The following is a 13,751-nucleotide window of genomic DNA, read 5'->3' as shown; positions in this document are numbered from 1 at the left end:
CGCACTTAATGTCGGGTTTCCCCCGACGCTCCCGCACTTAGCGCGGCTTTTCCCCGGACGCTCCTGCAGTTCAAGAACTGCGGGAGCGTCCGGCGTTAAGAGCCGTTGGCCGCCGCTTTCGCCTCGGCCGCTGCCGCCTGCGCATAGGATGCAGAGATCCGACGATAGACCGGCGTGAGGAAGGCCAGCAGCGCGGCCACAACCATGATGGTTCCGGCAATCAGGAACACCAGGGCGATGCCGCGGGAGGTGCCCTCGCCCAGGAGCGGGGCCAGCCGGGCGGCGCCGTCCGCGGACCGGGCGTAGGGGATGATCCAGAACTGGGCGATCGGCGCAATGAGGAATGCCGTGACCGGCGAAGCAGCGGACTCGAACGCCATGGCGAACCCGAACACCCGGCCCTGCCGCTGCAAAGGGACCACCTGCTGGATGACCGTCTGCTCCGCCGCCTCCACAAAAGGCACCAGGACCAGGTACGCCCAGATGCCGGCGATGTAGAGCCAGGCCCACTCCCGCAGCGTGAACACCGCGCCGAGGACGCCCATCAGCACCACGGCGGCGAGGAGGGTGCGCAGCGGATTGGCCCCGAGCCCGAACTTTCCGATCAGCGCCCCGCCCACCAGGATCCCGGTGAAGCCGACAGCGGAGAAGATCCCCCACAGTTCAACGGGGAACATCTCCAGGCCGTACGGGTCCATCAACGCCATGTAGACGCCGCCGATGAAGTTGTTGAATGTGGAGAAGAGGATCAGCGCGAACAGCCCCGAAATGGCCAGTACCGCGGAGAGGGAGCCGCGCAGGTCGAAGCCGCCGTGCGCATCCGTTGCCGCCGCCCGCACCTCCTCGGGCATGCGCAGGGTGAGCAGGTGCGCGAATGCAAGCGCGGTAAGCACCAGGGCGGCTCCGATGGTCCAGCCCATGCCCAGCAGCCCCACCGAGAGCCCGGAGAGCACTGAGGTGACAATGAACATCAGTCCCTGCACCATGCCCACCAGCCCGTTGGCGTTTGCCCGCCGGTCCGGCTCGATGAGGATGGTGACGGTGGTGGAGAGGGCGATGTTCCGCATGTTCTCCACCACGGCGCCGATCAGGATGACCATGACGAAAACCCAGAACCACGGCCGGGCCAGGTCCAGCAGCAACGACGAGGGGGCCAGCAGGAACATGACCCCGGACAGCACGAACATCACCAGGGTGAAGGCCGCGGCGAAGCGCATCACGGCCAGCTTGCGGTAGCGGTCCACGAAGGTGCCGAAGCTGATGCTGGAAAGGGCGATCAGCAGCATGTAGGCACCGCCCACCACACCGGTTGCTATGACGTTGCGCGTTTCCAGGTACACCCAGAACGTCAGCGCAAACCAGAGGTAGCTGGTGGTGACGTTGGCGAGGGCGGTGTTCACCAGGATCCCGGTGAAGGTGCGGGAGCGCTGGGCCGGAGTGCGCAGGGAAGTGTCGACGGCGTCCGGATCAGTGAGGTGCAGGGCCTCCCCTACCCCTACCGGGACGGACGTGTCCGCCAGGTCCCCGCCGGGTCTCTTACCGCCGTCGGAAGCTGATGCGGCGCGCGGCCGGACCGGTTCCTGCTCGGTCATGCGTCCCAGTGTAGTGACGTCCCGCACTCATGGACATGGCCGGGACGGGTCAGAGGTCAGCGTTTGTCGCGGTCGTTGAACTCAACGTCCAGTTCATAGTGGCGGAACTCGGTTTCACGGTCCGATTCGCCATCAACGACCATTTCGTGGTCGAGCTGGCGCTGGATGCGGCTGTCCAGGACCTGCAATTCGTTATCCGATACCTTTTCCAGGTCCTCGGGGAACTGGTCGTCCGGAGTGAGATGCAGCTTATCGTTCATTGTGCCCGCCATGTCTTCTGCCGTTACCTGGCTGCCCAGTCTATCGCTGCCCGGTCGGAGTGTCCCCCTTCTGCGGCACGGCAATGCCCCAGGGAAGCCTCGAGAGTGCTGTTGCCGGACTCCCTGCCCGGTGACAGGATGGCCGCATGGACATCCAGGTCCGACCCGCAACACAATTCGAGGACGTCAAAACCATAGTTGGGCCCAAGCGGCCGGACGCCAACGTGTGCTGGTGCCTGAGCTACCGCATCCCGTCCAAACTGAACCAGGCGTTGCGCGGACCTGAGCGCGGGGACCTGGTGCGGCAGTTGGTGGCGGAGGATCCGCCGCCGGGGATATTGGCGTACGACGGCGGTGAGCCGGTTGGGTGGGCAGCGGTCCACCCCCGCGCGGACACCAGTTTCGCCGGCAACCGGAAGATCCCGCATGTGGACGGCGCGGATGTCTGGTCGGTCTGGTGCATCAGGGTGCGGCCCGGGTACCGCGGCAGGGGCATCTCGCACCAGTTGCTGGCAGGCGCCGTAGACCTGGCCCGGAGCTATGGTGCCCCGGCCATCGAGGGCTATCCGGTGGACAACGGCGGCAGGAAAGTGGACCTCACCATGGCCTACGTGGGCACCCGGAAACTGTTTGAGGACGCGGGTTTCGCCAAGGCGGCGGACACCGGGTCCGTTCTTAATGGCTTCCCTCGGGTGCTGATGCGCCTCGCTCTTTAGGAGCGTCTGCGGACTTTAGGAGCGTCTGCGGAGGTCTTTTGGGGCCGCAAACCCGCTGAACACCCACTCAGGAGATTTTGTCAAATTTGATCGCGTGATTGACTGATCAGCATGCTTAGTATTAGCGTCGTGACGACGGTGTGGCTGATCATGCAATGCCGTTGCGGATGTTGTAACGAATCCTTCATAAGCAAATCAAGAGTTCCGCCGGCAGTCCCGCATGGGGGCTGGAATGCCGGGGGTTCAAGCGCCGGTCAACCCGGCACTGAAAGGAACATCAGAGATGCGAACACGAGTCTTAGCACCTATAGCAGCAGCAGCTCTTTCCGGAGCGATGATCTTCGGCGCAGGAGCGCCCGCGTCAGCGGCCCCTCCGGCACCGGTCCCGGCAGCATCGGCGAGCGCCACCGACCTGGCCAGCGTGACGGGAACAATCAACCAAACGATTGACGGGGTAGGAACCTTTGCCGGTTCCTTCACGCCCACGGGCTTTGGTACCCAGGACGGGAACCTGACTGTCACAGGCCTGGTAGACGGTACGTTCACGGACCTTGCCGGCGTTGCCACGCCCGTCAGCCAGACCGTGACAACCACCGTGGAAGCCGGCCAGTCCAACACGGCCTGCGACATCATCAACCTCGACCTGGGACCCCTCAACCTCAACGTCCTGGGCCTCGTGGTGGATCTCAACCAGGTTCAGCTGGACATCACCGCTGTGCCGGGCGCCGGCAACCTGGTTGGCAACCTGTTGTGCGCAGTGGCTGGACTGCTGGACGGCAACGGCACGGCCGGACTGGCGAACCTGCTGAACCGCGTGCTTGGGCTCTAACCCTTAGCGGCAGTAAACGAAGTAGTGTGGGCGGCCCTCCGGGGCCGCCCACACGACTCTAAAATCTGCGGCGCCGGGTCAGGGTTTCTTCCACCAGCTCCCGGGCCAGCCCTCGTCGATCGCCCAGAGCGCCAGGAGCAGGGCGTCCGCTGTCATGAGTCCCGCAATTAGGTATGCCCACCCTGTAAACCAACTCATAGCAATCTCCTGACTCGGTAAACCCCCAGCCACTCGATTGCTCATAAGTGTGGCACTTAAAACGCCAGTACGGAACGGCCCCCGTCCGCAGTCCTGAAAAGCGCTTCCAGCCTGTGGTGCGCTTCGGTTTCCAACTTGAGCCGGCGGGTCAGCTTCTCCACCTGCTGGGACATCTCGGCGCCTACCGGAAGCCTGTCCCCCGGCCAGCTCCAGACTTCCCTCGATTCCGCCAGGGCTTCGGCCAGCGCGCTGGCCGCTGCGCGGACCTTCCGCCTGTGAAAGTAGACGCGCAACAAAGCGCGGCCCTTATCCAGGCCCTTGTCCAGGGCCGCGCCGGCGGCCGAACCGACTCCCGCCTGGTCTGTGATCTTGACTTGTCCCATGGCTGCACCTTCTCCGAGCCGTTCAGCCTCCCCGGCGGGTCGTCTTTGACCCTCGTCCGGTGGAAGCTGCTGCCTGTCTTCGAGTGTCCCGCCCGCACCTCAACGTCCGGGCAAGCCGGTCCAAGGTTTTCCGCAAGATCGGGCAGCACCGCTTCTGTTGTAGTCTCTTGACACCACAGCCCGGCTGCTCTTCAATATTACGTATGCTGAAATAACAGTTCCATGATGCGGAAGCCGCGCGACAGCCAGTTGCCGGCGCCGGGAAGTCCGGCCTCCGCATAGCCGTCACCATGGATGCCAGCAGATTTACCCAAGGAACGAGCCAGCATGAAGCTTGCCGAATTCAACAGCGCGGACCCGGCCCGGGCCGCCCAAACCCTGAGGCCCTGCATCGACGTCAACCGATGGGTGGATGCCGTCACCGCGGGCCGCCCGTTCGCCAGCAAGGATGCCCTGCTGGCCTGGGCGTCGCAGGCTGCCAACCCCTTCACCCCCGCCGAGGTGGAGTCCGCCATGGCGCACCATCCGCGCATCGGGGAACGTCCGACGGCGGCCACCACCGAAGCGTCCATGTCCCGTTCCGAGCAGGCCGGGGTGGATCCTGCGGACACGGCCCTCGCGGAAGCCCTGGCCCGCGGCAACAGGGACTACGAGGAGAAGTTCGGGAGGGTCTTCCTGATCCGCGCCGCCGGCCGAACCGCCCCGCAAATCCTGCAGGCCCTGAACGAACGGCTCACAAACTCCCATGCTGAAGAAGACACCATCGTGGCCCAGCAGCTGCGCGAAATCGCCGTACTCCGGCTTGAAGGACTGATCACCGAATGAGCGTCTCCCACATCACTACGCACATCCTGGACACTGGTGCCGGACGCCCGGCGGCGGGAGTCGCCGTCGTCCTTTACCGGAACGACGGCGGCACCTGGCGCCACGTGGCAGATTCCATCACCGACGCCGACGGCCGCGCCAAGGACCTCGGTCCGGAGCGGCTGGAGGCCGGGCACTACAAGCTCAACTTCGCCACCGGCGACTACTACTCAGGCCTGCAGACTGCCACGTTCTTCCCTGAAGTGGACCTGGTGTTCGAGGTGACCGGCCCGGAGCACTACCACGTCCCGCTCCTCCTGAGCCCGTTCGCCTACTCCACCTACCGCGGCAGCTGAAGCCATCGAAAAATGTAGGCTTGATGCATGCCTACTGAACAACCCCCTGCCGAGCGGCGCGAAGTTACCGTCCGCCGCGCGCCCAAGTATGTGCCGTTCCTCATCCTCGGCGCACTGGTGGGCATCGCGGCGGCAGCGGTGGCGGCGTATGCAGTTCCTGAGAACCCCAGCTTCGACGCCGGCGCCGTCTTTGGGTTCTTCATGGTGCTGTTCGCGGGCGGCGGCGCCATCCTCGGGGCCGTGCTGGCGCTGATCCTGGACCGCCGCAGTGTCAGGCGGCAGCAGCGGGCCGTGGTGGAAGCCGTGCCGGACTCCGAGCCGGACACGGATCCCCAGCCGTAGGCCCGCTGCAGCGGGCCCGGGTCACAAACGGGCGGCCGGAAAAGTCCTACCCCATGTCGTGAGATAATCGACCAGTGGCACGCGGCGATGGAAAACTTTCCCATGATCTTCTCCCTGGCGAAAAAGGCCCGCAGGACGCTTGTGGCGTCTTCGGAGTCTGGGCACCAGGTGAAGAAGTAGCAAAACTTACCTATTACGGGCTGTATGCACTGCAGCACCGCGGTCAGGAGTCGGCTGGTATTGCCACCAGCGACGGCAAGCGGATCAACGTCTACAAGGACATGGGACTCGTCTCCCAGGTCTTCGACGAGACCACGCTGAACACCCTGACCGGGCACCTGGCGGTGGGACACTGCCGCTACTCCACCACCGGCGCAAGCCACTGGGCCAACGCGCAGCCCACCCTCGGCGCCACCAGCACCGGCACCGTCGCCCTGGCACACAACGGCAACCTGACCAACACCGCCGAGCTCAACGCCATGATCCAGGAACGGAACGGCGGCCAGCTCACCGGCGAAATGAAGCAGGGCAACACCTCTGACACCGCCTTGGTCACCGCCCTGCTGGAAGGCGAGCCCGGCAAGAGCCTCGAGGAAACCGCCACCGAGCTGCTGCCCAAGATCAAGGGCGGCTTCTGCTTCGTGTTCATGGACGAAGGCACCCTCTACGCGGCGCGCGACACCTACGGCATCCGCCCGCTGGTGCTGGGCCGCCTGGAGCGCGGTTGGGTGGTGGCGTCCGAGCAGTCCGCCCTCGCCACCGTGGGCGCCAGCTTCATCCGCGAGATCGAGCCCGGCGAGTTCATCGCCATTGACGAGCAGGGCGTGCGTTCCCAGCGTTTTGCGGAGCCGACGCCGGCCGGTTGCGTTTTCGAGTACGTCTACCTGGCGCGTCCGGACGCCGCCATTGCCGGCCGCTCCGTCTATGAATCCCGCGTGGAGATGGGCCGCCAGCTGGCCCGCGAGAACACGCAGGTGGCGGACATCGTCATCCCGGTCCCCGAGTCCGGCACGCCGGCTGCTGTGGGCTACGCCGAGGAAAGCGGCATTCCCTTTGCACACGGCTTCGTCAAGAACTCGTACGTGGGCCGTACGTTCATCCAGCCGTCGCAGACCCTCCGCCAGCTGGGCATCCGGCTCAAGCTCAACGCCCTCGAGTCCGTGATCCGCGGCAAGCGCGTTGTGGTGGTGGACGATTCCATCGTCCGCGGCAACACCCAGCGGGCCATCGTCCGCATGCTCCGCGAGGCCGGGGCAGCCGCGGTCCACGTCAAGATTTCCTCCCCGCCCGTGCAGTGGCCGTGCTTCTACGGCATCGACTTCGCCTCCCGGGCCGAGCTGATTGCCAACGGCGCCACCATCGACGAGATCTCGCAGGCCATCGGGGCGGACTCGCTGGCCTACATCTCCGAAGACGGGATGATCGGCGCCACCCGGCAGCCGCGGGAGCGGCTCTGCACTGCCTGCTTCACCGGCAAGTACCCCATCGAACTTCCGGGTGCGGACAAGCTGGGCAAGAACCTGCTGGAGCGGACGGACCTCGGCGGGCTCAAGCCCTCGCCGTCGGCCCTTCCGGGCGCAACAGCTGCCCTCTCTGTTGATTCCCAGGAAGATCCGGCGGAGAAGTCCGGCGCCACCGGTTGCGATCCCGGACCGGACTCCGAGTTTGAAAACCTGCTCACCGACGCCGACCTTGTGCCGGATGTACACGCCGCCACCGCCGGCGCTGACAAGAAAGAGTCCGTATGACTTCCGCTGCCCCCGCCCCTGGCAACACCCCCGCTAACGCAGCCGGCATCACCTACGCCTCCGCCGGCGTTGACGTTGAAGCCGGGGACCGCGCCGTCGAGCTGATGAAGGACGCCGTCAAGGCTACCCACAACTCCTCGGTGATCGGCGGGGTGGGCGGTTTCGCCGGACTCTACGACGTCTCCAGGCTCCTGACCTTCAAGAAGCCGCTGCTGGCCACGTCCACCGACGGCGTGGGCACCAAGGTTGCCATCGCCCAGGCCATGGACATCCACGACACCATCGGGTTCGACCTCGTCGGCATGGTGGTGGACGACATCGTCGTGGTTGGCGCTGAGCCGCTGTACATGACCGACTACATCGCCTGCGGCAAAGTGGTACCGGAGCGCATCGCCGACATTGTCCGCGGCATCGCAGCAGCCTGCTCGGTCGCCGGCACGGCACTGGTGGGCGGCGAAACCGCCGAACACCCCGGCCTGCTGGGCGAGCACGAGTACGACGTCGCAGGCGCGGCCACCGGCGTGGTTGAAGCCGACCAACTCCTGGGACCGGACCGCGTGCGCGCCGGTGACGTGGTAATCGGCATGGCCTCCTCCGGCCTGCACTCCAACGGTTATTCCCTGGTCCGCCGCGTGATCAACCACGCCGGCTGGGCACTGGACCGCCAGGTCTCCGAACTGGGCCGCACCCTTGGCGAGGAACTCCTTGAGCCCACCCGCGTCTACGCCGCGGACTGCCTGGACCTGGCCCGCGCCTTCCCCGTCACCGGCACGGCCGCCGTGCACGGCTTCAGCCACGTCACCGGCGGCGGCCTCGCCGCCAACCTGGCCCGCGTGCTCCCCCAGGGCCTCGTGGCCACCGTGGACCGCAGCACCTGGGAACTGCCCGCCATCTTCAAGCTGGTGTCCGAACTGGGCAACGTGCCGCTGGCGGACCTGGAACGCACCCTGAACCTGGGTGTGGGCATGGTGGCCATCGTGTCCCCCGAAGCCGCGGACGCTGCAGTGACCCGCCTCAACGACCGCGGCCTGCCGTCCTGGGTCATGGGCACCGTCACCGAGGATTCGGACGCAATCCTCAAGTCCGGTCCGGACTACGTGCAGGGCGCCAAGGGCGTGGACGGCGGCGCGGTTCGCTTGGTCAACGCCTACGCCTGACAACCCCATCGAGTGCTCCGTACCGGCCCTTTTGACCCGTCAAAACGGCAGGTGCGGAGCACTCGATTTGCTTTAACCAGCGCCGGGAAAGTTGCTTTAACCAGCGCCGGGAAAGGCTGCAGGAACCGGAAACCTGAGATAAGACACTCAGTTCCCTTGACTGCTAAGCATGCTTAGCTTTAGGCTTGTAAGTGGAAGTGCAGCACAGAAGGTCAACGCGGGGTTTTCGAGAGCGCCATGCCCGCCCCGCACGAGTCCGGCGATAATCGCCCGCTCGGTTGGACCGCCTTCCCCCGCCGATCCGGCGGATGCCAAAAGAAGCAACCACAAAGACGTCCGGTACCTGCGCCGTGCAGCAGCACGGCATCAGGCAGTCAGCACACCCAATTGCGGACTGCCCGACAGGGGCACCAGGGCAGATATCAAGGGAGCGAAAATCATGTCAGTTCTGAAAAAAGCCACCGCCGCAGCCGCTGGAAGCCTGTTCCTGCTGGGCGCCGTTGCCGGGCCTTCGCAGGCAGCGGACAACAACACGTTGAATGACGGCCTTGTAAACGTCACCGTCGGCGACATCACCGTCGAGGATGCCGTGGACGTGAATGTTGCAGCCAGTGTCGCAGCAACCCTCTGCGACGTCGCCGACATCGGATCGGTCGCAGTCCTTGGCGAAGCAGTAGACGCCACCGGTACCGAGCGGACAGTCTGCGATACCGCCACCGGCCCGGTTCGCATCGTCAATAACTAGCAGCGCAGCGGACCGGATAAGAGGGCAAGCCTCAGCGCCTTCAGCGCACCGTCCTCCCTCCGGGTTTTCACTCGAGGAGCCCCAGCCATCGGCTGGGGCTCCTTTGTGTGCGCAGCCAGTCCCCGAACTTCTCACAAGACCTTAAATGCGAATGATTCTTGATAGCATGTGGCTTGACCCTTTGAAAGTCCTGCCATGAAATGACGCATCCATGCCTGCACCAGCCCTGTCCGTGACAGATCTTGCCCTCTCGCTCGGCACGCGGAGATTGGTGCATCCCCTGACCTTTTCAGTAGAGGCCGGTGAATGCGTCGCCCTGCTGGGAGCCTCGGGATCGGGCAAGTCCCTCACGGCATCGGCGCTGGCCGGCTCGCTTCCGGACGGGATCACCGCCACCGGGACGATCACTTTTGCGCCGGGGACGCCACGGCCAACCAGGGCAGCCTTCATCAGCCAGGACCCGGCGACGGCCCTCAACCCCCTCGTTCCGGTCGGCAGGCAGCTCGCCATTCCGCTGCTCGCCGCAGGGTCCAGCCGGGCAGAAGCAAGGACGGAAGCGGCCCGGCTGTTGTCACAGGCAGGCATAGGGGAACCCGCCCGGATCCTTCCGTGCTATACCGGCCAGCTCTCCGGCGGACAACTGCAGCGCGTCTGCATCGCCCTCGCCCTGGCCTGCGGCAGTCCCGTCCTGGTGGCGGACGAACCCACCACCGCCCTCGACGCCGTCACGCAACTGAAAGTACTTGAGACCCTTCGCGGCTGGGGAGCCGACGGCCGCAGCCTGCTCTTCATTACCCACGACCTCACCGCGGCCGCCGCGCTCTGCACGCGCGCCATCGTGATGGAAGCCGGCCGCATCGTGGAGCAGGCACCCATGGCCGAGTTGCTCCAAGACCCGCAACACCCCTACACGCGCCGCCTGGTAACGGCGGCCGCAGCATGATGGGGCCGCTCACTGCCGACAACATTTCCTTCACCTACCCCAGGCCCGGCTTCCGCAGGAAAAGGCCGGCAGGGACACTCCACAACATCAGCCTGCACCTTTCACCGGGCACCAGCACGGCCCTGGTGGGGAGCTCCGGTTCCGGGAAGTCCACCCTGGTGCGGATCCTGCTGGCCCTGGCAAAGCCCGACGCCGGCACGGTCACCCTCGGTGCCCGTGCGGTCAGGCCCGGACCTGTCCGGTCCCTGCGCTGGTACCGGCAGGCGGTGCAGTACATCCCGCAGAACCCGGCCGGTAGCCTCGACCCCCGGATGTCTGTTGCGCAGCTGCTGCGGGAACCACTAAGGCAGCTATGGGTGGAAGGGAACCACCGGAGCCTCGTGGCCGACGCACTGGAACGGGTCGAGCTCCCTGCCGGCCTAATGGAGAGCCGCCCCGGCGAGTTGTCCGGCGGCCAGAACCAGAGGGTGGCCATTGCCCGGGCCATGGCAGTGCGGCCGGCCTACCTGCTGGCCGATGAACCCGTCAGCGGCCTGGATCTCCCCCTGCGGGATAACGTCCTGTCGCTGTTGGGCCGGCTGGTCCGCGAGGAAGGCCTGGGCCTGCTCCTGGTCACCCATGACCTCGGCACTGCTGCCAGGTTGTGCGCCACCACCGCCGTCCTTTCGCAGGGCCGCATCGTGGAGCACGCTCCCACGCACCAGGTGCTGGAAAACCCAGGCAGCCCCGAAGCCGCTGCACTGGTGCGCGCTTCATCAGCCCTGCAGTTCCCCTGCCATGCCCCGGCCGGTGTCCTGTGACGGCACTTGGGACTGCGGTGCCGACGGACACAGCGCCTCGCCCGTCCCCCGGCCTGCTCCTGGCAAGCCAGCTTGTTTTCAATATCGGCTTCTACGCCGTGGTGCCGTTCCTGGCCCTGGTTTTGACCCGGGACTTCGGCATGACCGCCACGGCCGTGGGAGTGGTCCTCGGCGCCAGGGTCTTCTGCCAGCAGGGGCTTTTCCTGGTGGGCGGAATGGTCATGGACAGGTGGGGCCCGCGGCGGGCCATGGTGGCGGGCTGCCTCGTGCGCATTTCCGGCTACCTCACCCTGGCCATGGCCGGCAGCTTTGCGCTGTTCCTCCTGGGGGCAGTCCTCACCGGGATGGGCGGCGCGCTGTTCTCGCCGGCGCTGGAGTCCCTGCTGGGGAAGGCGGAAGAACGACGACGGAACACCGGCGGGAAGGCGGCGGGACTTTTTGCGCTCCTCGCCATCTGCGGAGAAATCGGAGCGGTGGCCGGGCCCCTGCTGGGGGCCCTGCTGCTGGGCATTTCCTTCAGCTGGGCAGCGCTGGCGGGGGCGGCGGTGTTTGCCGTAATGACCATGGTCCTGTGGCGCAGCATGCCCGCTGAAGATTCACGACCGGCGCCGGACATGCTCAGGGCCGCGGTCCCCCTGCGGGAAGCCGTCCCGCGCGCAGATGGAATCACCGGGATGCTGCGGGAGAGGCGCTTTGTGGCTTTCGCGGCCCTGTACAGCGTCAGCCTCCTGGCCTACAACCAGCTGTATTTCGGCCTCCCCGTCGAACTGGCCAGGACCGGGGCGGGAGCCGGCGCGCTGGCCGGCCTGTTCGCCGCCGCCTCGGTCCTGACCATTGCGCTGCAGCTGCCCATCTCCCGGTTGAGCGTCCGGATGGGTCCGGGACGCGCGCTCACCACCGGCTTCACCCTCAAGGGCCTGGCCTTCGCCGGAATGGCCCTGCTGGCCCAGTCCCCTGCCGCCGGCACACTGCAGCTCCTGCCGGCACTGCTGCTGGTGGCGGGGCTCTGCCTTGGGCACATGTGCGCCGGTCCGGTGGCCATGCCGCTGGTCCTCGACTTCGCCCGCGGCCGCCGCTCCGGCATCTATTACGGATTCCTGGCGAGCATGGGCGGGTGCGCTGTCCTGCTGGGCAACCTCGTCCTGGGGCCGCTCTACTCAGCGGCCACCCACCCGGGCGCCGCCGCCTTGCCATGGGCGGTAATGGCGGCACTCATGGTGATTCCCGCCGTCGGACTTCCCGGGCTCCTGCCACCCACACGCTCAACCCCTGGCACCTAACACGGGCCCAGCCCCGGCCAGTTCCCTCCACCACTCATCGAAACAGGTATCAACGTGCCCATAATGCGACTGGAAACCCACCTCATGACGCTTACCGCCGTCCTCCTCACGGTCAGCCTCACCGGATGCTTCGCCGGCGGCGGGCATGCAGCAGGCAGCGGAAACGGCGAGCGCCGCATCAAACTGGCGATGCTCCAGCCGCCGCGTTCGGGACTGTCGCCCCTCAGCGATGACGCCTTCAAGCTTTCACGCTGGAAGACAGCGGAGACCCTGGTGGAACTGGACAGGCTGGGCGAGGCGCAACCTGCCCTGGCAACGGAGTGGCTGCAGGCGGACCGGACCTCCTGGCGTTTTGTCCTGCGGGACAGCGTGGAGTTCCACGATGGAACCGCCATGACCCCGGTGGAAGTCGCTGCCTCGCTGACTGCCGCGGCGCAGGGCAGCCCCAAGCCCAGGATCCTGGACGGCGTGGAACTCACCGCCCGGGCGGAGGGCTCAAACGCGGTCATCATTACGACGGCAGCACCGGATCCGCTCCTGCCCCAGCGGCTCTCAAGCCCGCAACTGGCCATCCTCGCGGCCTCGGCATATAAGGACGGCGGTGTGGTCAGTCCCGTGAACGCGGGCACCGGGCCCTACCGGCTGGTTTCGGTGGAGGGCACATCCTCGGCCCGGCTGGACCGCTTCGACGCGTACTGGGGCGCGCAGGCGGAGGCCGACGGCGTGGACGTCCAGTTCGTCCCGGACGGCACCGCCCGGGCAGCAGCCCTCCGGACCGGCGACGCGGATGTTGTGGAAGCCATCCCTGTGGGCCAGGTGGCCCGGATCGAACCCGGGCTGGTGCACGAGGTGCCCATGCCGCGGACCAACACGCTGTACCTCAACACGGCGTCGGGCCCCTTCGCGGACCCGGCCGTCCGCGCCGCAGCCCGCGCCGCAATTGACGCCGGCACCATCGTGGACCGGGTCTATGAAGGGCGGGCAGACAAAGCCGCCGGGTTGCTGGGCCCGGCACTCCCGTGGGCAGCCGGGCAGCGGGAAAGCGATGAGTACGCAGCAGCCCTGGCCACCCGGGCGGCCGCCACCGCGGTCAGGGGGACCGCCATCCGGCTCGGCACCTTCACGGACCGCGCCGAGCTGCCCGAGGTCGCCGTCCAGCTTGAGCAGCAGCTGGAAGCCGCAGGATTTTCCGTGGAGCAGGATGTCCGGGAGTACCAGCACATCGAGGCTGACGCGCTGGCAGGGAAGTTCGATGCCTTCATCCTCTCGCGTGCCACAGTGCTGGATTCGGGCGACCCGGTTGCCTACCTTTACAGCGATTTCTCCTGCACCGGATCCTTCAACATCTCCCAGTTCTGCGACCCCCGGGTAGACGCAGCCCTGGCCACGGCCGCGGGCATGCCTGCCGGTCCGGACCGCCGCGCCGCCATTGCCGCCGCCGAAAGCCTCATCCTTGCCCGGGACGCCGCCATCCCGCTGCTCCACGAACGCGTCATCCAGGGTGAATCGGCACGGGTGGCCGGGGTGGAGCGGGATCCGCGGGAACGGGCCCTGATTACCAGCCGGACCGGGATCACGGGCGGCGCGCAGTGAGGTCC

Annotated in this window: 15 protein-coding genes; 12 read left to right on the top strand and 3 right to left on the bottom strand. The window is 66.6% G+C overall.

Going from position 1 to position 13,751, the window contains the following annotated elements; all coding sequences use genetic code 11:
- Positions 1 to 95: 95 nt before the first annotated feature.
- Together GK109_RS11990 and GK109_RS11985 are read right to left on the bottom strand one after the other, a co-directional pair.
- Complete coding sequence (locus GK109_RS11990; protein ID WP_157240664.1) at positions 96 to 1,592, bottom strand: MFS transporter; 1,497 nt, start codon at positions 1,590 to 1,592, stop codon at positions 96 to 98.
- A 56-nt stretch (positions 1,593 to 1,648) separates the two neighbouring features.
- Positions 1,649 to 1,852 (bottom strand): hypothetical protein, encoded by a 204-nt coding sequence (locus tag GK109_RS11985; RefSeq protein WP_157240662.1) that lies wholly within the window; start codon positions 1,850 to 1,852, stop codon positions 1,649 to 1,651.
- Between the two features lie 146 nt (positions 1,853 to 1,998).
- On the opposite strand from GK109_RS11985, the gene GK109_RS11980 reads away from it, so the two are divergent.
- Both GK109_RS11980 and GK109_RS11975 read left to right on the top strand, forming a co-directional pair.
- Entirely contained in the window at positions 1,999 to 2,568 is a 570-nt protein-coding gene (locus GK109_RS11980) for a GNAT family N-acetyltransferase (RefSeq protein WP_157240660.1), read from the top strand.
- A 283-nt stretch (positions 2,569 to 2,851) separates the two neighbouring features.
- Positions 2,852 to 3,397, top strand: a complete 546-nt coding sequence (locus tag GK109_RS11975) for an ABC transporter substrate-binding protein (protein WP_231754850.1) — start codon at positions 2,852 to 2,854, stop codon at positions 3,395 to 3,397.
- A gap of 254 nt (positions 3,398 to 3,651) precedes the next feature.
- On the opposite strand, the gene GK109_RS11970 is transcribed toward GK109_RS11975, so the two are convergent.
- On the bottom strand, positions 3,652 to 3,978 hold the full coding sequence (locus tag GK109_RS11970; protein WP_231754849.1) for a hypothetical protein: 327 nt from the start codon (positions 3,976 to 3,978) through the stop codon (positions 3,652 to 3,654).
- A gap of 327 nt (positions 3,979 to 4,305) precedes the next feature.
- Here GK109_RS11970 and uraD point away from each other — a divergent pair, with 327 nt between their 5' ends.
- From uraD to GK109_RS11920, 10 genes are all read left to right on the top strand, one after another.
- Positions 4,306 to 4,803: a 2-oxo-4-hydroxy-4-carboxy-5-ureidoimidazoline decarboxylase gene (uraD, locus tag GK109_RS11965; protein ID WP_157240658.1), complete on the top strand. Its 498-nt coding sequence runs from the start codon at positions 4,306 to 4,308 to the stop codon at positions 4,801 to 4,803.
- A complete protein-coding gene (gene uraH / locus GK109_RS11960) occupies positions 4,800 to 5,138 on the top strand; it encodes a hydroxyisourate hydrolase (protein WP_157240656.1) in 339 nt (112 codons plus the stop codon). The genes uraD and uraH overlap by 4 nt, the downstream gene beginning before the upstream one ends.
- Positions 5,139 to 5,165: 27 nt before the next feature.
- Entirely contained in the window at positions 5,166 to 5,480 is a 315-nt protein-coding gene (locus tag GK109_RS11955) for a hypothetical protein (RefSeq protein WP_157240655.1), read from the top strand.
- Positions 5,481 to 5,554: 74 nt separating this feature from the next.
- Positions 5,555 to 7,228, top strand: coding sequence for an amidophosphoribosyltransferase (gene purF / locus GK109_RS11950; RefSeq protein WP_370460562.1), 1,674 nt, complete (start codon positions 5,555 to 5,557; stop codon positions 7,226 to 7,228).
- Positions 7,225 to 8,385, top strand: coding sequence for a phosphoribosylformylglycinamidine cyclo-ligase (gene purM, locus GK109_RS11945; protein WP_157240653.1), 1,161 nt, complete (start codon positions 7,225 to 7,227; stop codon positions 8,383 to 8,385). Before purF ends, purM begins: the two co-directional genes overlap by 4 nt.
- A gap of 439 nt (positions 8,386 to 8,824) precedes the next feature.
- Positions 8,825 to 9,130 carry a hypothetical protein gene (locus tag GK109_RS11940; RefSeq protein ID WP_157240651.1) on the top strand — a complete coding sequence of 102 codons (306 nt, stop codon included), beginning with the start codon at positions 8,825 to 8,827 and terminating at the stop codon, positions 9,128 to 9,130.
- 211 nt (positions 9,131 to 9,341) lie between these two features.
- Positions 9,342 to 10,073 (top strand): ABC transporter ATP-binding protein, encoded by a 732-nt coding sequence (locus tag GK109_RS11935; protein ID WP_157240649.1) that lies wholly within the window; start codon positions 9,342 to 9,344, stop codon positions 10,071 to 10,073.
- Complete coding sequence (locus tag GK109_RS11930) at positions 10,070 to 10,873, top strand: ABC transporter ATP-binding protein (RefSeq protein WP_157240646.1); 804 nt, start codon at positions 10,070 to 10,072, stop codon at positions 10,871 to 10,873. The genes GK109_RS11935 and GK109_RS11930 overlap by 4 nt, the downstream gene beginning before the upstream one ends.
- Positions 10,874 to 10,890: 17 nt before the next feature.
- Positions 10,891 to 12,153: an MFS transporter gene (locus GK109_RS11925; RefSeq protein ID WP_321214601.1), complete on the top strand. Its 1,263-nt coding sequence runs from the start codon at positions 10,891 to 10,893 to the stop codon at positions 12,151 to 12,153.
- A gap of 63 nt (positions 12,154 to 12,216) precedes the next feature.
- Positions 12,217 to 13,746 (top strand): ABC transporter substrate-binding protein, encoded by a 1,530-nt coding sequence (locus tag GK109_RS11920; RefSeq protein ID WP_157240644.1) that lies wholly within the window; start codon positions 12,217 to 12,219, stop codon positions 13,744 to 13,746.
- Positions 13,747 to 13,751: the final 5 nt, after the last annotated feature.

Source organism: Pseudarthrobacter sp. GA104 (genome assembly GCF_009741265.1).
In the GTDB taxonomy this organism is placed as follows: Bacteria; Actinomycetota; Actinomycetes; order Actinomycetales; family Micrococcaceae; genus Arthrobacter.
The sequence above is the reverse complement of the archived record's forward strand: the minus strand, read 5'-3'. Positions and strand labels throughout refer to the sequence as shown.